Origin of the sequence: Microbacterium sp. NPDC076768, from assembly GCF_040687205.1 — a bacterium.
Taxonomy (GTDB): domain Bacteria; phylum Actinomycetota; class Actinomycetes; order Actinomycetales; family Microbacteriaceae; genus Microbacterium.
Genome location: NZ_JBFBMU010000001.1, coordinates 91,914 through 110,612 on the forward strand (window position 1 = coordinate 91,914; position 18,699 = coordinate 110,612).

The following is an 18,699-nucleotide window of genomic DNA, read 5'->3' on the forward strand; positions in this document are numbered from 1 at the left end:
CGGCACATATCACTTTGGTGACGTTCGCCACGTTGGTGATATGTTTTCCTTATGCACACCGAGAACGAACGCCCCCTCGAATCCGGGATCGTTACCGACCTATCTGGCCGGATGACCTACGGATCGTATTTGGCGCTGGACCAGTTGCTCTCGGCTCAGCATCCGGTCAGCGAGCCCCAGCATCACGATGAGATGCTGTTCATCATTCAGCACCAGACGACTGAACTCTGGCTCAAGCAGCTCGTGCACGAGTTGTCCTCCGCACGCGAGCTACTCGCCAGCGATGACCTGCGCGAGGCGCTCAAGCGCATCGCGCGGATCAAGCGCATCCAAGACGTAATGACGCAGCAGTGGTCCGTCCTCGCGACGCTCACACCCACCGAGTACGCGCAGTTTCGCGGAGCTCTCGGCAACTCCTCCGGGTTCCAGTCTGTGCAGTACCGCGCGGTCGAGTTTGCGCTGGGCAATAAGAACGAGAAGATGCTGAGCGTCTTCAGCGACCATCCGGCGAACCTGGCGATGCTCACGGCAGAGTGGGAAAAGCCCACGCTCTACGACGAATTTCTGCGCCTTGCAGCCAGGCGAGGGCTTCCTATTCCCTCCGACGTACTGGAACGGGATGTTCGAGAGCCGTACCGCGAGACTCCCGCTCTGGTGTCGGCGATCCGCGAGATCTACCAAAACCCAGGGACCTACTGGGACCTCTACGAAGCGTGCGAGGACCTTGTCGATCTGGAAGACAACTTCCAGTTCTGGCGCTTCCGGCACCTGAAAACAGTTGCTCGCACTATTGGAATGAAGGTCGGCACCGGCGGGTCGAGTGGGGTCGGCTTTCTGCAGCGCGCGCTTGATCTGACCTTTTTTCCGGAGCTCTACACGGTACGCACCGAAATCGGTGGCTAATGCGTGCCGCAACGTTCTTTGACGGCGACGAATGGCGCGATGGCGTCGTCTCGGTTGTCGATGGACGTGTGCTGCTGCGAGAATCATCGCCCTCGGACCGCTTCCCCCGGCTGAGCGGCGTCGTCACCGGCGGATTCACCGACCACCACGTGCATCTGCAGCTCATAGACGCCTCGTGTTTGCACCGCTCACGCCTCAGCCGCGTCCTAGATCTGGGTGGCAACCCCACCGCGTTACAACAGCCCCCCGCTCACAACTCAGGAAAACCGACCCCGCACCCGGCCGATCCAGGCCGCCCGAACCGGTTTGAGGCCGATGTTCCTGAATTGTGGACGGGGCTCGAGGGGCACCCGGTGCGCACGAAGTTCGCCGGAGCATTCCTTACACCGATTGGTGGATACCCCTCCGACCGCCAATGGGCCCCGATCGGATCCGTGCGCGAGGTCGCCGATGCCGCCGCCGCCCGCATTGCCGTGACCGAAATGGCCCATGCGGGCGCTTCCTGCATCAAAATCGCCAGCAATCGTTCCGCTGGGCCAGTGTTTTCAGATCACCTCTTCCGCACAATCGTTGAACTTGCGCATACTCACAACCTTCCTGTTGTCGCGCACGCCGAGGGCGAAGGCGAGGCGCAGCGGGTCGTGCGCCTCGGGGCCGCCATGCTCGCTCACGCCCCTTTCAGCGAACGCCTCGACGATGAAGAGATCGCCCTGCAGGCGCAGAAGGCGACGTGGATTTCGACATTGTCTATTCACGAACGTCCAGAGCGTGCGCTCGCGCTCGACAACGTGCGGCGCTTCCACTCCACTGGCGGCACCGTGCTCTATGGCACCGACATGGGTAACGGCGCGACGCCCGTCGATCTGAGCGAAGACGAAGTCTCTGCGCTTCGTGATGCCGGACTCGACAAAGCCTCCCTCTGGCGCTCTCTCGCCCCTACGGATCCGCGCGATCCGTCTTGCACCGTTTTCGTTATCCCCGATAGCTCTCCCGCGACAGCTGATCCTGTCGACGCTCGCCCACTCATCCCCGCAGACCTGAAGGTGTGACATGACTACGACCCCCGAATCCGCTCTGCTGGAGCTTGCCACCACGCTCGACGCAGCCGACCCGCTCCGCCCTCACCTCGACGCATTCGCGACCGCGCCTGGCGTCACGGCCTACCTCGACGGCAATTCGCTCGGGCGCCCGTTGCGAGACGTTCCAGAGAGAATTGCAGCGTTCGTGCGCGAAGACTGGGGAACGCGACTGATCCGGTCGTGGGACGAGCAGTGGATGGCACTGCCGATGGAACTCGGCGATCGCATCGGAAGCGTCGCCCTCGGTGCGGCCGCTGGGCAGACGGTGGTCGCGGACTCGACCAGCGTGCTCATCTACAAACTCATGCGCGCCGCCCTTCGACAGGCTCAGGGACCGGAAGGGGTGGCCCTTCGACAGGCTCAGGGACCGGAAGGGGTGGCTCAGGGGGCGGTTCAGGGGGCGGACGTGTTGACCCTTCGACAAGCTCAGGGACCGGAAGGGGCTCAGGGAGCCAGCGGGGGCAGGAACGAGATTGTGATTGAGGCGGGCAACTTTCCCACCGACCGCTTTCTCGCCGAAGGCGTGGCGGCCGAGACCGGGATGACACTGCGCTGGCTGGAACCCGACCCCGTGCTCGGGGTGACCATCGCCGACATCGAACAAGTGGTCTCCGAGCGCACCGCTCTCGTGTCACTCAGCCATGTGGACTACCGCTCAGGAGCGCTGGCAGATATGCCTGGCATCACCGCAGCCGTACACGAAGCAGGCGCGTTGATGATGTGGGACCTCTGCCATTCCGCCGGCGTGGTTCCGATGCAGCTTGACGAATGGGGTGTCGATCTCGCCGTCGGTTGCACCTACAAGTACCTCAATGGAGGCCCTGGATCCCCCGCGTTCGCCTACCTCCGCAGTGATCTGCACGGCATGTTGCGCCAGCCGATCCAAGGGTGGTGGAGTGCAGCAGACATCTTCGCGATGGGACCGGAGTACGTGCCATCAGACGGAATCCGGCAGCTGCTGAGCGGCACACCACCGATCATGTCGATGTTGGCGATGCAGGGCATGCTCGACCTCATCGAGGAGTCAACGATCGACAGTGTGCGTGCAAAGTCAGAGTCACTGACCGATTTCGCTGTGCGTGCATACGACGAAGTGCTCGCCCCACTGGGCGTGAAACTGCTCAGTCCGCGAGACGCAGCGCTGCGCGGAGGTCACGTCACGATTGGTCACCCGGCATTCCGTGAGGTGACCCGCACACTGTGGAACGACGGCATCATTCCGGACTTCCGCTTCCCCGATGGCATTCGCCTGGGTCTTTCACCGCTCAGCACTTCGCACGTAGAGACGCTGACCGGGGTGCTCGCGGTGCGCGACGCGCTGGAGTCCGGTGATTTCTGAGCCTGCAGGTGCGGGGGTGCTCGATGACTTCGACGCCCGCCCCGGCAGTACAGCATCGCTGCTGCGCACCTTCATCGGGCTCTTCCTGCGTCCACTCGGTGGATGGATTTCCGCTGCCGATCTTGTCGCGCTCAGCGCCGACCTCGGGATCGAGGCTGGCCCTGCCCGCACCGGCATCGCCCGCCTGAAACAAAAGGGGCTTTTGCTCGCCGCGCGCGAAGACCAGATCGGCTACCGCCTTAACCCGGCTGCTACGGCGATGCTGGAACGTGGGGATCGGCGGATCTTCGAGATGCGGGAGACGACAGACGACGCTCCGTGGTGTCTGATCTCCTTCTCTATTCCGGAGAGCGCCAGGAGCGTCCGCCACCAGCTCCGCCGACGATTGCATTGGATCGGTGCAGGGGTAGTGTCTTCTGCACTGTGGATCTGTCCCGGTCATCTCCAGCAGGAAGTGTTGCAGATTCTGGACGAGCTCGACGCACGACAGTGGGCCACGCTGTTCGAGGCTGCAACTCCCCTCACATCGGGGTCGCTGGTCGATGCCGCCGCTCAATGGTGGGATCTGAATGCTCTGCGCGGTGAGCACCTTGCCTTCCAGGCGTCGCTCACGACGTTGCCCGCAGAACCGTTTGCGGCCTACGTGCAACTTATCGATGGGTGGCGTGTGCTTCCGTACACCGACCCAGGACTACCGCCATCGATGTTGCCAGCCGATTGGCCTGGCCGGCGCAGCTTCGACGAGTTCGCGCGTCGTTCAACAGCGCTGGCCGCCCCCGCGCTCGCGCACGTCCAGGCCCGCACATCCCTCTGACACATGTGTGATGTTGTGCCACGACCTCGCCGGATTGTCAATGCCGTGGTCACTTTTTCACACCAGTGAGAGTGTCGGTAGTAACCCATCCGTTGACGAGAGGAGCAGCACATGAGTGCCGCAGACGACATCAAGAACGCCGCCGAGAAGGCCGCCGGAAAGGTCAAGGAAGGCGTCGGGAAGGTTACCGACAACGAGAAGCTCGAGGCTGAAGGCCAGGCCGACCAGGTCAAGGCATCGACCAAGCAGGCTGGCGAGAACGTGAAGGACGCCGCTCACAAGACGGGCGACAGCGTACGCGACACCTTCGACAAGTAAAACTCTCGCGTTCTACGCAAAAAATGAGCCCCGCCGACCGGCGGGGCTCATTTTTTGGTTTAGACCTTGAGCGGGGTCAGACCTTGCGGTTACCGCTGATTGATCGGATCAACCAGGCGATGACAGCAATAGCCAACAGCACGAGTCCGACCCACAGCAGGAACTGGAGCGACTGCACCAGTCCTCCGGTGATCGCGAGGATCACTGCAGCGACAATGACGATGATCAGGAGGATGTTCATCGATCTTTCCCTTCTCTTAGGGGCGCAAACAACGCCTCGGTGCCCTCACGCTATCCCGAAGTAACGATCTACCCCGAGGGGGTTGACGTGGACCCGTCCGATAGGCCATATAGGGGAATCCTCGCGAAAGGAGCCTCGCCGGCTGAGCCGCAGATAGGGTCGGTCTGTGGCATCTTTGGCACCGCTTCAGCGGCTCGTGATCTCCATCGCGGTGCTTGCCTCATTCGTGACCTTCCTCGACGGAACAGTCGTCAACGTCGCGCTCCCCGCGATTAGTCGCGAACTCGGCGGAGGCATCACCACTCAACAGTGGGTGGTCGATGCGTACCTCATCACGTTGAGCGCACTCATCCTGCTGGCCGGGTCGATGTCTGACGCCTACGGCCGTGTGCTCGTGATGCGCATCGGCCTCGTTGCGTTCGGGGTGGCCTCTGTCGCGGTGGCCGCATCGTTTGATCCCCTCTCCTTGATCATCGCCAGAGCTGCGCAAGGAGCAGCAGGTGCACTTCTTGTGCCGAGCTCGCTGGCCCTGATCACCGCCACAATGCGCGCCGATGTGCAGTCGCGTGCCATCGGAATCTGGACCGCGTTCACCACAGGAGCGCAACTAATCGGGCCTCTTCTAGGCGGGCTGTTCGTGGACTACCTGTCGTGGCGCTTCGTGTTTCTCATCAACGTCATTCCCATCGGTGTCACGTTGCTACTGCTCACCAGGCTGAAATTGCCAGAGCATCCGCGCGGCATCCGGGTGGACTGGTGGAGCGGAGCACTCTGCGCGATAGGGCTCGGGGCTGTGGTCTTCGCGCTCATCGAGCAACCGAACCTTGGCTGGCAGTCTCCGGCAATCTGGATTCCTGCCACCGCCGGCGCTGCACTTTTTGCCCTCTTCCTTTGGCGGCAGAAGCGCTCGTCAACGCCGTTGATGCCGCTGTGGCTGTTCCGCGAACGAGACTTCGGCTGGGGCAACCTGGCCACGCTTTTCATTTACGCCGCCTTGTCACTCAACGGTTTCGTCATCGGGGTGTACCTGCAACAGGGCGCGGGGCTCAGCGCAACCGCAGCGGGGCTTGCAAGCTTGCCCATGACAATCTTGATGATTCTCGTCAGCTCACGGGCTGGCCAATGGGCTGGTCGGTGGGGCCCGCGCATCTTCATGACGGCTGGTCCGCTCCTGATGGCAGTCGGTGCATTGATGCTGCTCCTCGTCGGCGCCGACTTCGACTACTGGCGACAGGTGCTGCCGGCGATGATTGTGATGGGCCTCGGCCTCTCTCTCACGGTCGCACCGCTGACTTCCGCGATTCTTGGCGCGATCGATGAGAATCACTCGGGTATTGCGTCCGCCGTCAACAACGCCATCTCGCGCGTTGCAGGACTACTCGTCGTGGCAATGCTGTCGACGATTGTCGGAGGAACGCTAGATCTCGATGGTTTCCACAATGCGGCCTGGGTCACCGCTTGCCTGTTTGTGATCGGTGGCGTGGTGTCGTGGTTTGGTATTCGGCGGAACACGAGGACGGATGTTTCCGCCACAACCTAGTCACGACGCTTCCTTGCCTCGCAAACGCCGATACGTCAAGTCCCTGTGCTCGAATTGTTGCTTCACGCATGATGCATGTGTACGTATTGATAGGAGCACGACACATGACCGCATCCGCCCTCGCAACCGCGCCCAGCACTTCCTTTGGCTTCGGCGATCGGGGCCCCTTGAGCCGTGCACTTCTTGCACATTTCTCGGGTGAGCACGACTCGGTAAACCACACTGCGCTGGCGACAGAAGCAGTTGTAGCGAGCGGCGACATCGCGCGAGATGACGACATTCAGCTCGCGCTTTTCCTGCTCTATGCCTCCTCTTACGGTTCCCTCCCCCAGCTCGACGCCGACCTGGAGTGGGACCCAGCGCTTCTGGGAACTCGCCGCGTTTTAGAGACGGCGTTCGAGAACGAACTTCGGGAGCGAGTGGAGATGCCAGAACTCCCAGAGCCGACTGTCGACGCCGTGGGAAGGGCGCTCTTCGCGCTCGCGGACGGCGATACGGGACCGAGCCTTTCACGCTACTTCGCACGCAAGGCGACTGCGGAACAGGCAAAGGAAATGCTGATCCAGCGCTCCCTCTACACACTGCGCGAAGCGGACCCGCACTCCTGGGCGATTCCGCGTCTGCAGGGACGCGCCAAAGCCGCAATCGTCGAGATCCAGTCCGATGAGTATGGTGGCGGGCACCCCGACCGCGTGCACGCCACGCTTTTCGCGCGTGCGATGCGCGCTGCCGGTCTCGACAGCACCTATGGGGCGCACATAGACGCGGTTCCCGCCGTCACACTCGCTTCGCTGAACATGATGTCGATGTTTGGTCTCAACCGCCGCTTGGTCGGAGCAATCGTGGGGCATCTTGCCGCCTACGAGATGACGTCGTCGATTCCATGCAAGCTGTACGCCGACGGGCTCCGACGGCTGGGCTTCTCTGCAGAGGTCTCCGACTACTTCGATGAGCACGTAGAAGCAGATGCGGTGCACGAGCAGATCGCCGCCCGCGATCTCGCCGGCAGCCTCGCCGAAGACAGACCAGAGCTTCTTCATGACATCTTCTTCGGTGCCGCAGCCTGCCTGACAGTCGACGGCTGGGGCGGCAGTCACATCTTGGACGCATGGTCGGCAGACGTTTCGTCCCTGCGCGAAGAGGTGGCGCTATGACTATTGGTGAGGAGCGCACCACCATCACCCCCTATCCCGATGGGCCGCTACTCGTTCGCGGTGACATCGACCTTCGCACGGCCAGCGGCGAACCGATCGTCACACGACGACGCACCTCAGCTCTGTGTCGCTGCGGGCTCTCTTCAATCAAGCCGTTCTGTGACGGCACTCACAAAGCCTCCGGCTTTCGCACTGACGACTAAGGCCCGTTTTCTGGAGTACCCAGGCCCTTTGTCACCCCAGGAGGATGAGGTAGCCTTGTGCACCACCGCGGGGCATGAGATGTTTACGAGGGGTTTCACTGGGACCGCTCTGGTGAAAAGATGCCCCCACAGTCTTGCAAAATCGAAGATCTCGTCAGGAGAATCACATGAAGAAGTCGACGAAAGGCGCCGTAGCGGCCGCCGCTACCGCCGTCCTGCTCCTCGGAGGCGGCACGTCGCTCGCCTACTGGACCGCCACCGGAACCGCCGCTGGTGGGTCGATCACGGCCGGCACGCTGACCCTTTCCGAGGCCACCTGCGACGCAAACTGAGTCTACGCTGCCGGCAACGCCAGCGAAGGCGAAACGGTCGTCAACTGGGTCCCCGGCGATGTCGTTACCAAATCGTGCAGTTTCGAGATCGGCGCTACAGGAGACAACCTCAGCGCCACACTTTCCGCGCCAGGCACCGTGGCACTGGGAGGCACCACTCCTGACAGCGGTAACGCTACGGTTTCAGCCGGTTACACGGTCGGCGGCACAGCAATCGCCGACAACGGCGTCATCACTGCGGCGAACGATGGCGACACGCTTGTTGCCGCCTTCTCCGTTACGTTCCCTTATGGCACCGACGAAACGGGAACCCCTATCGTCAACGGTAACGACACTCAGAGCTGGGAAGCAGTGCTCAACGACCTGACGGTCACTCTTACCCAGTCTGACCCGAACTAGCCTGGAGCGCCATGCGCGCCGCACTGAGCTTCGCGGGTCGAGTTCTGGCGTGGACGGTGATTCTGGGTTCTGTGGCGATCATTCTCGCGGCCGTTATTGTGCCTCGAGTAGCCGGAGCTACCCCGTACACCATCATCACCAGTTCGATGGAGCCCTCGCTCCCGCCCGGCACGCTTGTAATCGTGAAGCCCGTCGACCCTTCGGAGATTCGTGTCGGCGACGTCATCACGGTGCAATTGGAGTCCGGCGAAGACACGGTCGTGACTCACCGGGTCTCCGGAATAGCTCAGCAGCTCGACGGCGACGTGCTGTTCGAGACCAAGGGTGACGCCAACGACGCTCCAGACACCGAGCTGCGCCTGCCAGTGCAGGTGCGCGGTGAGGTTTGGTACTCGTTGCCCTACCTCGGCTACGTCTCCACCGCCCTGACCGGTGGAGAACGCCAGTGGATCATCACCGCGATCGCAATCGGCCTCATCGTCTACGCCCTGTGGATGTTCTGGGGGGCGGCGCGCGAACGGCGTCAAGCTCGTGAGAAAGAAGCTGAAGCAGCATCCGTGAACACCGAACACACTGAGGAGACGACCACACAGTGATGACGGGGAAGACGCGCACGCGCACGTTGCTACCGCACTCGGTAGTAGCGCTTTTTGGCGTGCTCCTTCTCGTTTTTCTCACTCCGCAGAGCGCATCCGCCGTCGAGGGCATTTCGTTGAGCAACGACGGCGCCACCTGGGGAGAGACGCTGGCAACGCCGCTGTTCGATGACCAAATCCTTTGGGTGCCTGGTGACACCAGGGATGCTGAATTCTTCGTGCGTAACGACACCGCACAAGACGCCGAGCTACAGATCGACTTTCTCAGCGCCGAGATCGATGAGTTGATCGATATCGGCGATCTCATCATCTCCACCCGCGTCGACAACGGTGAGTGGACTTCGACGAGCACGGCCGGGCTGCAGAACCTCTCCGCCTCAGATATCGCCGCCGGCGAAACCCGTGCGATCCAGGTGCGCGCTGCGTTGCCCTTCTCTTCACCAAACAGCACCCAAGCACGCTCTCTGGACTTCGATCTGCTTGTCACTCTCAGCCACACCGAGCCGCCGCCCGTTATTCCTGAAGAACCAACCTCACCGGATGCATCGGGACTCCCGATGACGGGTGGAATGCTGAACACCGCACTGCTGTCGATTGCGGTGGTGGCCCTCAGCGTTGGTGCCTTCCTTACCGCCGCTGCCCGCCGCCGCAGAACAGCGGCAGACAGCGCCGTGAGTGATGGGGCGCGACAATGAGCGAGCGTTCCTCAAAACCCCGCCGCAGAGCGAGCCTCGGCACCAGGGTTCGAGTAGGACTCAGCATGGGCCTCGCGCTGGGCCTCGGCGCGACCGGCACGATGGCACTGTTTTCTGCCACTTCTACAGCAGAGCTTGGCGCAATCGCCGGGAGCAGCCTCGACGTCACCGTCAACGGAGAACTCGCTGGCCCCGCAAACCGCGACGGAACACTTGCTGTCGACGCCTGGACTACCGATGACATGCTCCCTGGTGAGAGCGTGGCCGTGAATATCGTCGCCGCCAACAACGGCACAGGCTCCATTCCTCTTGATGTGCGCCTGAATGCATACACGCTCGGTACGCTCGGGCCATCGTTCAGGTTTGAGATCTACGAAGGAGGCATCGCGACAAACCCTGAGCCACTCACTGCACCGGCGAGCGACTCCTACCGCACCGGATCGTGCGGGGACGGCACGTTGGTCAACGCAACCATCGCTGGCCCAGACGCCGCGAACTCGTTCGAGGTTGCTCCGGACAAGCACCGCCTGAACATAGGCGAGTCGTTCACCTACTGTGTTGTCATCGCCCTCGACTCTTCTGCCTCGACGGTCTCCGATACAGCGCTGCTGAACGCCCAGGGGACCGCCGCCTTCATCGTGCGCGCGACGCAGGTGGGTGCACCGTGACGCGCTCTCGTCCTTTTCTCCGCTCTTTCATACTCACGTTGGGCGCGATTCTCGGCGCAATCTGCATACTGTGGACGCTCGGATTGGCGCTCCTTGGCATCACTCCACTGATTGTGTTGAGTGGCTCTATGTCGCCGACGTTAGAAACCGGTGACCTCGCTTTTGCGCGCACAGTTGCCGCGACGGAGGTGCAGACGGGCGACATTGTCAGTGTCATATCGAGCGACGGTGTGCGAATCACTCACCGAGTCGTCGAGGCAGAGCCCGCCGGCGACCAGGTCGCCCTGACCCTCAAAGGTGATGCCAACGGTTCTGCAGACAGCGAGGTCTATCTTGTCGACTCGACGCGCACCGTCGTGGGGCACGCACCGGGCGCGGGATACCTCCTTCAGCTCACCAGCACCCCCTGGGCCATCGGTGGCGCCATTGCACTCCTCGCAGCCTGCCTCGTAATCGGATGGCGCTCGCGGAGCGAAGAGCCGGCGGACTCACCGAGCGAGAAGCAGCGGGTCTCTCGGCAGTCACTACGCCCGCTCGCAACGTTAGGGCTGATACCTCTTCTCGCGATTGGCTCTGCCGCAGCGCCACAGTCCACCATCGCCTACTTCACCGACAGCCCCACCATCACTACCCCGGTCGACGGGCTCGACGCCGCGCCCCTCTTCACCTGCAACCAAGCCGCAGATTCACCCGCTTTTACACCGAACCCGATCATTTACTATCCCCTCAGCGATCCAACCGGATCGACAGCCACCACGAATCTCGGCACCTTAGGCGCGGGGTACAACGGCGTTGTCGAAGGCACAGCCGTTACCGGGTATGAGTTTGGAAGTGCGCAACCTTGCGGACGCGACGGTGATACGGGCCTTTGGTTCGGCCAGACAGACGCCTCTGTTGGCACACCCGACGTCGCCGGGATTACAGGGACCGCCGACGCGCGCTGGAACGAATTTACAGTCTCTCTGTGGTTTCGTGGCGATAGCGCAACAAGGGGTGCGCTTATCGGTATGAACAACAGACAGAATGGGAATGGCACGTCGCACGACCGCAAGATCTATGTTGACAGCACAGGCCGGCTCCATTTCGGTGTCTTCGTCGGCGGCGCCGGCGGTCAGCGCACCCTCGCTACTCCCGCTCAGGGTTTTCCTGGTTACCATAACTACCTAGATCCGGTTTGGCACATGGTCACCGCTACCCTCTCTCCAGAGGGCATCAAGCTCTACATTGATGGCGTGCTCGAGCCCGGGACTCTCACGGAACAAAACGTGCCTGCCTCGTCGGTGACGACCGGTTATCAATACGAGTCGAACGGGCGGCCCGCCTATTGGGTGATCGGGAACACATACCCCGGTGGCGGTTGGCCCGGCAGCCAAAGCGGTGTCACGGAGCGTTGGCTGGGCGAGATCGCTAAGGTCGGCATCTGGGACCAAGCCCTGACCGATCAGCAGGTCCGCGATCTGCACCGCTCTGCGTTGCCCCTCAACCCCTAACGCAGCCGTTAGCCCTGTGTGCGTGCGGCTTCCAGTGAGGGATAGTCGGTGTAGCCCTCAGCGGTGGAGCCGTAGAAGAACTGAGGCCGTGGCTCGTTGAGCTCGGCTTCATTGCGCCAGCGCTCGACCAGGTCGGGATTGGCGATAACGGGGCGGCCAACGGCGACAGCTTCGGCCCACCCCTCGGAGACAAGCGCCTCAGACTCTTCGCGCAGAGTCGCGACAGAAAAGCCGTTGTTGACAATCAGCGGTGCTCCAGAGACGCGACGGATCTGCTGCACGAGATCACTCTTTGGGTCGACGTGGAGCACATCAACGAAGGCGAGTCCGAGTGGTGCAAGTCCTTCGGCGACCGCCGTGTAGGTTGCGTAGGCATCAGCGTCGTCCGACTCTCGCACACCAGGAATTTCGTGCTGCGGCGAGAACCGAATGCCGGTGCGCTCAGCCCCAACGGCGGCGGCGACAGCGGTGGTTACTTCGATCGCGAAACGCGCGCGGTTCTGGGGTGAGCCCCCATAAACATCGTCCCGGACGTTGGACTCCGGGGAGAGAAACTCATGCACGAGGTAGCTGTTCGCGCCGTGCACCTCGACGCCATCGAAACCGGCAGCGATCGCGTTGCGCGCGGCCTGCGCGAACTGCTCGACCACCTCGGGGATCTCGTCGAGGGTGAGGGCATGCGCGACGGGCATGTCTACCTTGCCCTCGGCGGTGTGTGTCTGCCCAGGCGCGGCGAGCGCACTGGGAGCAACGACGCGCGGCTCACCGGAGATCGCCGGGTGCGACACCCGACCACCGTGCATCAACTGCATGACGATGGTGCCGCCCGCTTCGTGCACTGCGTCTGTGACAACGCGCCATCCTTCGATCTGCGCCTCGGTGACGATGCCGGGTTGCCCGGGATACGACTTGCCTTCGAAGGCCGGCCAGGTGCCCTCGGAGACAATAAGTCCCTGACCCGCTCGCTGCCGGTAGTACTCCGCCATCGTCGTCGTTGGCACGCCATCGTTATCCGCCCGAGTGCGCGTAAGCGGTGCCATCACGACACGATTGGACAACTGGAGTGCGCCGAAAACGGCCGATTCGTAAAGAGTCACAGTGGAAAGTAAGGCGAGAACCGATCTCGGTATTCCCTGTGCGCGAGGATGGTTCAATGATTCGCGTTGTACTTCTCGACCTCGATGGCGTGATCCGTCATTTCGACCCGAGCTACACGGCCGATATCGAGAACCGATACAACCTGCAACGCGGCAAGTTGGCAAGTTGCGCGTTCGCGCATCCGCTTATCGATCAGGTGACCACCGGCCAGATCACTCGTTCTGACTGGATCCGCCGGATAGGGCAGCAGGTCGGTGTTGCGCAAGCAGCCGAGGAATGGGGCGCGCAGCCCGCGCGGGTAGAGGACAGCGTGCTCATGCTGATGCGGGAGGTCCGCGACGCCGGGCTGCGCACGGCCGTGCTGACGAACGGCACGGACAGCATCAGCGCAGAGCTTTCGGCCCTCGGTATCGCGTGCCAGTTCGACGCGATCTTCAACTCGGCCACGATCGGACACGCGAAGCCTGACAGGCGGGCCTTCGAGCACGTGCTCGACGCTTTATCGGTGAAAGGATCTGAGGTACTTTTCGTCGACGACTCCGCTTCGAACCTCCTGGGCGCGGAGCGACTGTCGATACATACTCACTTGTACACCGACGTTGCGACCCTCCGAGCTGCGTTGATCGCCGGCGGAGTCGCTCTTACCGCCTAATAGACGGTTCCCATCGCCTCCCGGACCTCCACGAGTGTCACCTCCGCAACGGCGCGGGCCTTCTCGTTGCCGTGCCGAAGAACAGACCGCACCAGCTCTGGATCCTTTGCAAGCTGCTCACGTCGCGCACGCATCGGCTCAAGATAATCATTCACGGCCGAAGCCACCACGTTCTTCAGCGCATTACTACCGCCATCACCAATCCGGTCAGCCAAGTCGAGCGGTGATACATCCAGGCATAGTGCGGCTGTTGATAGCAGGGCAGAGACTCCCGGCCTGAGTTGAGGATCGAACGTGATGCGACGTTCGGAGTCGGTGCGGGTTCCACGAATTGCCGCAACTGTTTCGTCCGGTGTCATCGACAACGCAATCGCGTTGCCATAGCTCTTCGACATCTTTCTCCCGTCCAGCCCTGGAACCTCCGGGCTGGCAGTGACCAGCGCATCCGGAACGGGAAACACATCGCCGTAGCGTTCATTGAAGCGTCGTGCGATCACACGCGCCATTTCTACGTGCGGCAGGTTGTCTTTTCCTACCGGCACGAGGTTCCCTTTGCAGAAGAGGATGTCGGCCGCTTGGTGCACAGGGTAGGTCAGCAACAGTGCGCTGAGCGCGCGACCGGACGACTCGAACTCTGACTTGACGGTCGGGTTCCGATGCAGCTCCGCCTCCGTGACGAGGCTCAAGAAAGGCAACATCAGCTGGTGCAACTCGGGCACAGCCGAATGGGCAAAGATCGTCGCGCGGTCTGGGTCGATGCCCGCGGCGAGGTAGTCGAGCACAGCACCGTGGACGTTCTCACGCACGCGGGCGGTGGTGTCACGGTCTGTGATGACCTGATAGTCCGCGAGCACCAGGAACATCTCGACCCCGGTGCGCTGCAGACGCACCCGCTCGTGAATCGTTCCGAAGTAGTGCCCCAGGTGCAGGGGTCCAGTGGGCCGCTCCCCCGTGAGAACTCTGTACTTCTCAGGATGCTGGGCAGCGGCGTCTGCGATCTCTGATGAGCGCTGCGCTGTAGCGATGAATGACTCCATGTGCTTCTCCTTGTCAAAGGAGCCACACGGAGTTCTCTGGTGCTGTCACGAACTGCCGTGCAGCCCGTGAACATGCTTCAACCGGCTGCTATCGCAGCCACCACCATGCGGAACGGTTGAAGTTCATAGTCAGATGTTATCGCGTCGGGAGGTCGCGGAGAGAACTCCGGATCAGCCGCAGAACGCGGAAGCCGAGGACTTCAGCTGCTCGACCGCCTCGATGGTCTCGGGAGCTTGCAGGTTGGTCAGCCCACCGAGCTGATCTGCGCCGCTGGCGATGAGGTCGCCGAGTTGACCATCAACGTCTGCGGCAAGTCCGTCCAGCGTGGCGACCAGATCGTCGCGTGCGGTCGCCGCCTGCTCCGCCGAAACCTCACCCTGGGCAAGGAGCGACTGGTACTGGGTGTAGGCATCATCGATGGTCGTGCACGTCGCCTGCACGTCCACTCCGAGCGCGTCGCCGGCGAACTGGGCAGTCTGCGCGCACCCCGCGAGAACCGCGGTGGATACGAGCAGGACCGGAAGAACGACGAAGCGACGCATGCCTTGAGGGTAGCCGCCGAAAGAATGAATCGGATGGGGAACACAAAGCGGGAGGCGGCGAACGACGCCCCCTCCCGCTTTGTCGAGTCGATCAGGCCGCCGAGGGCTTGCCCCCTAGGTACAGCGCCGCCAGCGTCGGATCGGCGAGCAGTTCGGGCGCAGGGCCCGAAATGTGCACCCTGCCAAGGTCGAGGACGCAGCCGATGTCGGCCGTCTCGAGTGCACGTCGCGCATTCTGTTCTACGAGCAACACAGCTGTGCCCGCGTCTCTCATGCGGGCCACCTGCTCGAAGACCTTCGCTGTGGTCTTGGGATCGAGGCCCATAGACGGCTCATCCAAGAGCACCACCTTCGGACTCACCATCAGCGACCGCGCGAACTCGACCTGTTTCTGCTGACCACCAGAAAGCAGCCCGGCAAGCTGCTTCCAGCGCTCCCCCACGATCGGGAAGAGGTTCTGCACAAACTCGACGCGCTCTTGAATGACCGCCTGATCTTTGATCGTGAAGGCTCCGAGCATCACGTTCTCGCCGACTGTCATCTCGCGGAAGACGCTGTGCCCTTGCAGCACGTGCGCGAGTCCGTTTTGCAGCATCTTCTGCGGCCCATCACCGGTGACATCTTGACCATCGATGCGGATTCTGCCCGAGCGCGGCTTCAACATTCCACTCGCTACCTTCAGCACCGTGGACTTGCCCGCCCCGTTGGGACCGACGAGGCAGACCACAGATGATGGCGGCACCTCGACCGTCAGCCCTCGAAGCACCAACGCCGCACGTCCGTAGCCCGCCTCGATGTCTCGCAACTCGAGCAGGTTCTTCGTCTCAGACTCCAAGGTAGGCCTCCAGGACTCGCGGATCTTGTTGGATGATCTCCGGTGTGCCCTCAGCGATCGGGCGTCCACGGTCGAAGACGACCACGTGATCGCACAGGCTCATGACCATCTCCATGTTGTGCTCGACGATGATGAACGTCTTGCCCTCTTCGTTCAACTCGCGCACCAGCGTGGCGATACGCCCGATGAGGGCCGGGTTCACGCCACCCGCTGGTTCGTCGAGCATGATCGTGTCCGGCTCCCCCATCAGCACCCCGGCCAGTTCAAGTAGCTTCTGCTGGCCGTAGCTCAGGTTGCGTGCCTCGGCATGTTCGAGGTGATCAATGCCGACCCGACGCAACCAGCTTCGTGCTCGTTCGAGTTCTTCGGGATCGTCTGCCGAGCGCAGTTGATGCAGCAGGCTGGGACTGCGCACGGCGACGAGCAGGTTCTCCATCACGGTCATGCGAGGAAAGACCCGGCACAGCTGGAAGCTGCGCCCGATACCTGCCCGGGCGATCCGATCAGGAGATTTGCGGGTGATGCTCTCGCCGCGGTACATCACCTGCCCAGAATCCGGCTTGATCATGCCGGTGACGCAGTTGAAGAAGGTCGTCTTGCCAGAGCCGTTAGGCCCAATCAGTCCGTTGACCTTCCCCTCTTTGAAGTTCACCGATGCACCGTCGACGGCGGTGACGCCGCCGAACGACTTGGTCATCTCGATCGTGCTCAAGCTATCGAGCGTGGCGGTGCGATGTGCTGCGCGCGCGTTCATGGCGACGCCTCCTCTGCCGAATCATCGGTTCGTCGACCTGGCTCCTGCTGTGCTGTTCGCGCCTTGTTCTGTTCGAGCAGTTCACCGGCAGTGACTTCACGAATCGATGCCTCATTCGAGGATCGAGTGAACAGGTTCTTTACCGCCGGGATAATGCCGTCTGGCATGAACAACACGACGACGGCCAGCAAGATGCCAGTGGCAATCAAGTGGAACTGGGTGTCACCGAACTCGAGCTTGAAGTACTCGAGCGCTACCCCCACCACAACCGCACCCAGCAAGGGCCCGAAGAGGTTGCGAACGCCGCCGAGCAGCGCCATCAGCACCATGTAGGAGCCGATCAAGATGGAGAACTGGAAAATCGGATCCAAGTCGCCGAACCACAGCGCATACAGGCCTCCGCCGAGTGCCACGAACAGTGCGGAGAACACATAGGCGATCAACTTGTAGCGCGTTGTCGGAACACCCAACGACTGTGCCTTGTCTTCGTCTTCACGGATCGACTTGAGCGCGGTGCCGAACTTCGACCGGTCAATGATCCACCAAACCACCAGCGCGAACGCCAACAGCCCCGCAAACAGGTAGTAGAAGATGCGGTGATGCTCTGGGCGCAGCACGTCAAACGGGCGAGGAACGTTCAGTCCCTCGGATCCTCCTGTGACCTCTCGCCAGCTCTGGAAGACGAGCAACATGATGAGCACGAACGCAATCGAGACGATTACGAAAGAAGCTCCACGCACACGGAGTGCGGCGATGCCGATCGGAATCGCGACGAGCGCCACCAGCACAGCAGCGATGATCCAGGCAGCAAACCCGGGAAGCGCGAGGTACTTGATCAGAAGACCAGTACCGTACGCGCCGAGCCCAAAGTAGGCGGCGTGGCCGAGGGAGATGTAGCCGGTGAAGCCCCCCATAAAGTTCCACCCCGTCGAAAGGACGGCGTAGTTGAGGATGACGACCCCTGCAGACAGGATGTACGGGTTCGGGGCGATCGTGGGAAAAGAGAGGACGAGTACGGCTCCGATAACGATGAGCACGATACTCACCCACTTGGCCGACTTGCGTCGGACGGGCGCGGGCGGAGCGATCACAACCGTTTCGGTGGCGATCGGACCAGGGTTAGAAACGCTGGGCAAGACGACCTCCGAAGAATCCTTGCGGACGGAACATGAGTGTGGCGAAGAGTGCAACGTAGAAGATCGTCTGCGCCCACGTCGGCCCCAACGGGAGTTGGAGAAGACTCTGTCCGACCCCGAGTACGAGAGCAGCGATCGCGGCACCTGGAATGCTGCCGAGCCCACCCACGACGATGATCGCCATGAGCGGGCCGATCCAGTGCCAGTGCAGCGACGGGTAGATCGTGGCATCGAGCGAAAGAGCCGTGCCACCAATCGCTGCCGTTGCGAGCCCCAGCCCAAAGCCGTAGCCGGCGACACGGTCGGTGTTGATACCGACAAGTCGAGCTGCCTCCGGGTGCTGGATGGTCGCGCGCAGCGCCTGCCCGAACTTCGTGTATTTGAGAAGGACGAACAGCAACCCGAGCGCCACCGCCGCCAGACCGAAGGCGATCAACTTCACGACCGGTACCTGCGCACCAAAGAAGTTGAGGCTCTCACTGGCGTACGGGAGCGGGATACGACGTTGGGTTCCTGAGAAGAAGAAACCCAACGCTCCCTCGATGATGAGCGCAATCGCGAAGGTGAGCAGCACCGACATCATCGTGAGGGTAAGCGGCTTCAGCCTCGAAACCAGCAGCCGTTGCATCACCACACCTGTGACGAAGAAAAGCGGCACGGTGACGACGAGGGAAATGAGCGGATCGAGCCCGGTCTCCCGGTTGAACCACCAGGCAAGGTAGGCGGCGAGGATAAGGAAGGCGGAATGCGCGATCATCACAACGCGCATGATTCCGAAGTAGAGCGTGAGCCCGGCTGCGAGGAGGGCGTAAAGCCCTCCTAGCAGGATCCCGAGGATCAGGCTTTGCAGCAGAAGTGGACCACTCACGATGT

21 protein-coding genes and 1 pseudogene are annotated in these 18,699 nt (G+C 62.0%); 14 read left to right on the top strand and 8 right to left on the bottom strand.

What is annotated here, in order from left to right:
- Nucleotides 1–51: 51 nt before the first annotated feature.
- The 5 genes from AB0O87_RS00555 (at nucleotide 52) to AB0O87_RS00575 (ending at nucleotide 4,453) form a co-directional block, all read left to right on the top strand.
- Entirely contained in the window at nucleotides 52–903 is an 852-nt protein-coding gene (locus tag AB0O87_RS00555; RefSeq protein WP_363510582.1) for a tryptophan 2,3-dioxygenase family protein, read from the top strand.
- Complete coding sequence (locus tag AB0O87_RS00560; protein WP_363510585.1) at nucleotides 903–1,952, top strand: hypothetical protein; 1,050 nt, start codon at nucleotides 903–905, stop codon at nucleotides 1,950–1,952. Before AB0O87_RS00555 ends, AB0O87_RS00560 begins: the two co-directional genes overlap by 1 nt.
- A 1-nt stretch (nucleotide 1,953) precedes the next feature.
- The gene (locus AB0O87_RS00565) at nucleotides 1,954–3,321 is read left to right on the top strand and encodes an aminotransferase class V-fold PLP-dependent enzyme (RefSeq protein ID WP_363510588.1); all 1,368 of its coding nucleotides are present in this window, start codon (nucleotides 1,954–1,956) and stop codon (nucleotides 3,319–3,321) included.
- Nucleotides 3,311–4,135, top strand: coding sequence for a PaaX family transcriptional regulator C-terminal domain-containing protein (locus AB0O87_RS00570; RefSeq protein WP_363510591.1), 825 nt, complete (start codon nucleotides 3,311–3,313; stop codon nucleotides 4,133–4,135). Before AB0O87_RS00565 ends, AB0O87_RS00570 begins: the two co-directional genes overlap by 11 nt.
- A 111-nt stretch (nucleotides 4,136–4,246) precedes the next feature.
- Complete coding sequence (locus tag AB0O87_RS00575) at nucleotides 4,247–4,453, top strand: CsbD family protein (RefSeq protein ID WP_363510594.1); 207 nt, start codon at nucleotides 4,247–4,249, stop codon at nucleotides 4,451–4,453.
- 76 nt (nucleotides 4,454–4,529) lie between these two features.
- Here AB0O87_RS00575 and AB0O87_RS00580 read toward each other — a convergent pair whose 3' ends face one another.
- Entirely contained in the window at nucleotides 4,530–4,694 is a 165-nt protein-coding gene (locus AB0O87_RS00580) for a hypothetical protein (RefSeq protein WP_363510596.1), read from the bottom strand.
- 166 nt (nucleotides 4,695–4,860) lie between these two features.
- On the opposite strand from AB0O87_RS00580, the gene AB0O87_RS00585 reads away from it, so the two are divergent.
- From AB0O87_RS00585 to AB0O87_RS00620, 8 genes and pseudogenes are all read left to right on the top strand, one after another.
- Complete coding sequence (locus AB0O87_RS00585; RefSeq protein ID WP_363510599.1) at nucleotides 4,861–6,234, top strand: MFS transporter; 1,374 nt, start codon at nucleotides 4,861–4,863, stop codon at nucleotides 6,232–6,234.
- 104 nt (nucleotides 6,235–6,338) lie between these two features.
- The gene (locus AB0O87_RS00590; protein WP_363510606.1) at nucleotides 6,339–7,388 is read left to right on the top strand and encodes an iron-containing redox enzyme family protein; all 1,050 of its coding nucleotides are present in this window, start codon (nucleotides 6,339–6,341) and stop codon (nucleotides 7,386–7,388) included.
- Complete coding sequence (locus AB0O87_RS00595) at nucleotides 7,385–7,591, top strand: CDGSH iron-sulfur domain-containing protein (RefSeq protein ID WP_363510610.1); 207 nt, start codon at nucleotides 7,385–7,387, stop codon at nucleotides 7,589–7,591. The genes AB0O87_RS00590 and AB0O87_RS00595 overlap by 4 nt, the downstream gene beginning before the upstream one ends.
- Nucleotides 7,592–7,758: 167 nt before the next feature.
- A pseudogene (locus AB0O87_RS00600) lies at nucleotides 7,759–8,322 on the top strand (alternate-type signal peptide domain-containing protein).
- An 11-nt stretch (nucleotides 8,323–8,333) separates the two neighbouring features.
- Nucleotides 8,334–8,918, top strand: a complete 585-nt coding sequence (locus AB0O87_RS00605) for a signal peptidase I (protein WP_363510613.1) — start codon at nucleotides 8,334–8,336, stop codon at nucleotides 8,916–8,918.
- Nucleotides 8,918–9,613, top strand: coding sequence for a hypothetical protein (locus AB0O87_RS00610; protein WP_363510616.1), 696 nt, complete (start codon nucleotides 8,918–8,920; stop codon nucleotides 9,611–9,613). Before AB0O87_RS00605 ends, AB0O87_RS00610 begins: the two co-directional genes overlap by 1 nt.
- Nucleotides 9,610–10,281, top strand: coding sequence for a SipW-dependent-type signal peptide-containing protein (locus tag AB0O87_RS00615; RefSeq protein ID WP_363510619.1), 672 nt, complete (start codon nucleotides 9,610–9,612; stop codon nucleotides 10,279–10,281). Before AB0O87_RS00610 ends, AB0O87_RS00615 begins: the two co-directional genes overlap by 4 nt.
- Nucleotides 10,278–11,771 (top strand): signal peptidase I, encoded by a 1,494-nt coding sequence (locus AB0O87_RS00620; RefSeq protein ID WP_363510622.1) that lies wholly within the window; start codon nucleotides 10,278–10,280, stop codon nucleotides 11,769–11,771. Before AB0O87_RS00615 ends, AB0O87_RS00620 begins: the two co-directional genes overlap by 4 nt.
- A gap of 8 nt (nucleotides 11,772–11,779) precedes the next feature.
- Here the strand turns inward: AB0O87_RS00620 and AB0O87_RS00625 are convergent, their stop codons facing one another.
- Nucleotides 11,780–12,868 carry an alkene reductase gene (locus AB0O87_RS00625; RefSeq protein WP_363510625.1) on the bottom strand — a complete coding sequence of 363 codons (1,089 nt, stop codon included), beginning with the start codon at nucleotides 12,866–12,868 and terminating at the stop codon, nucleotides 11,780–11,782.
- Between the two features lie 56 nt (nucleotides 12,869–12,924).
- Here AB0O87_RS00625 and AB0O87_RS00630 point away from each other — a divergent pair, with 56 nt between their 5' ends.
- Nucleotides 12,925–13,521, top strand: a complete 597-nt coding sequence (locus AB0O87_RS00630; RefSeq protein WP_363510627.1) for an HAD family phosphatase — start codon at nucleotides 12,925–12,927, stop codon at nucleotides 13,519–13,521.
- On the opposite strand, the gene trpS is transcribed toward AB0O87_RS00630, so the two are convergent.
- From trpS to AB0O87_RS00660, 6 genes are all read right to left on the bottom strand, one after another.
- Nucleotides 13,518–14,558 (bottom strand): tryptophan--tRNA ligase, encoded by a 1,041-nt coding sequence (trpS, locus tag AB0O87_RS00635; protein ID WP_363510630.1) that lies wholly within the window; start codon nucleotides 14,556–14,558, stop codon nucleotides 13,518–13,520. The two genes, AB0O87_RS00630 and trpS, sit on opposite strands and share 4 nt — an antisense overlap.
- A 171-nt stretch (nucleotides 14,559–14,729) precedes the next feature.
- Nucleotides 14,730–15,101, bottom strand: coding sequence for a hypothetical protein (locus tag AB0O87_RS00640; RefSeq protein ID WP_363510633.1), 372 nt, complete (start codon nucleotides 15,099–15,101; stop codon nucleotides 14,730–14,732).
- Between the two features lie 91 nt (nucleotides 15,102–15,192).
- The gene (locus AB0O87_RS00645) at nucleotides 15,193–15,936 is read right to left on the bottom strand and encodes an ABC transporter ATP-binding protein (protein WP_363510636.1); all 744 of its coding nucleotides are present in this window, start codon (nucleotides 15,934–15,936) and stop codon (nucleotides 15,193–15,195) included.
- Nucleotides 15,926–16,690: an ABC transporter ATP-binding protein gene (locus AB0O87_RS00650; protein WP_363510639.1), complete on the bottom strand. Its 765-nt coding sequence runs from the start codon at nucleotides 16,688–16,690 to the stop codon at nucleotides 15,926–15,928. The genes AB0O87_RS00645 and AB0O87_RS00650 overlap by 11 nt, the downstream gene beginning before the upstream one ends.
- Nucleotides 16,687–17,826: a branched-chain amino acid ABC transporter permease gene (locus AB0O87_RS00655; RefSeq protein ID WP_363510642.1), complete on the bottom strand. Its 1,140-nt coding sequence runs from the start codon at nucleotides 17,824–17,826 to the stop codon at nucleotides 16,687–16,689. Before AB0O87_RS00655 ends, AB0O87_RS00650 begins: the two co-directional genes overlap by 4 nt.
- A complete protein-coding gene (locus AB0O87_RS00660; RefSeq protein ID WP_363510645.1) occupies nucleotides 17,810–18,694 on the bottom strand; it encodes a branched-chain amino acid ABC transporter permease in 885 nt (294 codons plus the stop codon). Before AB0O87_RS00660 ends, AB0O87_RS00655 begins: the two co-directional genes overlap by 17 nt.
- Nucleotides 18,695–18,699 lie beyond the last annotated feature (5 nt).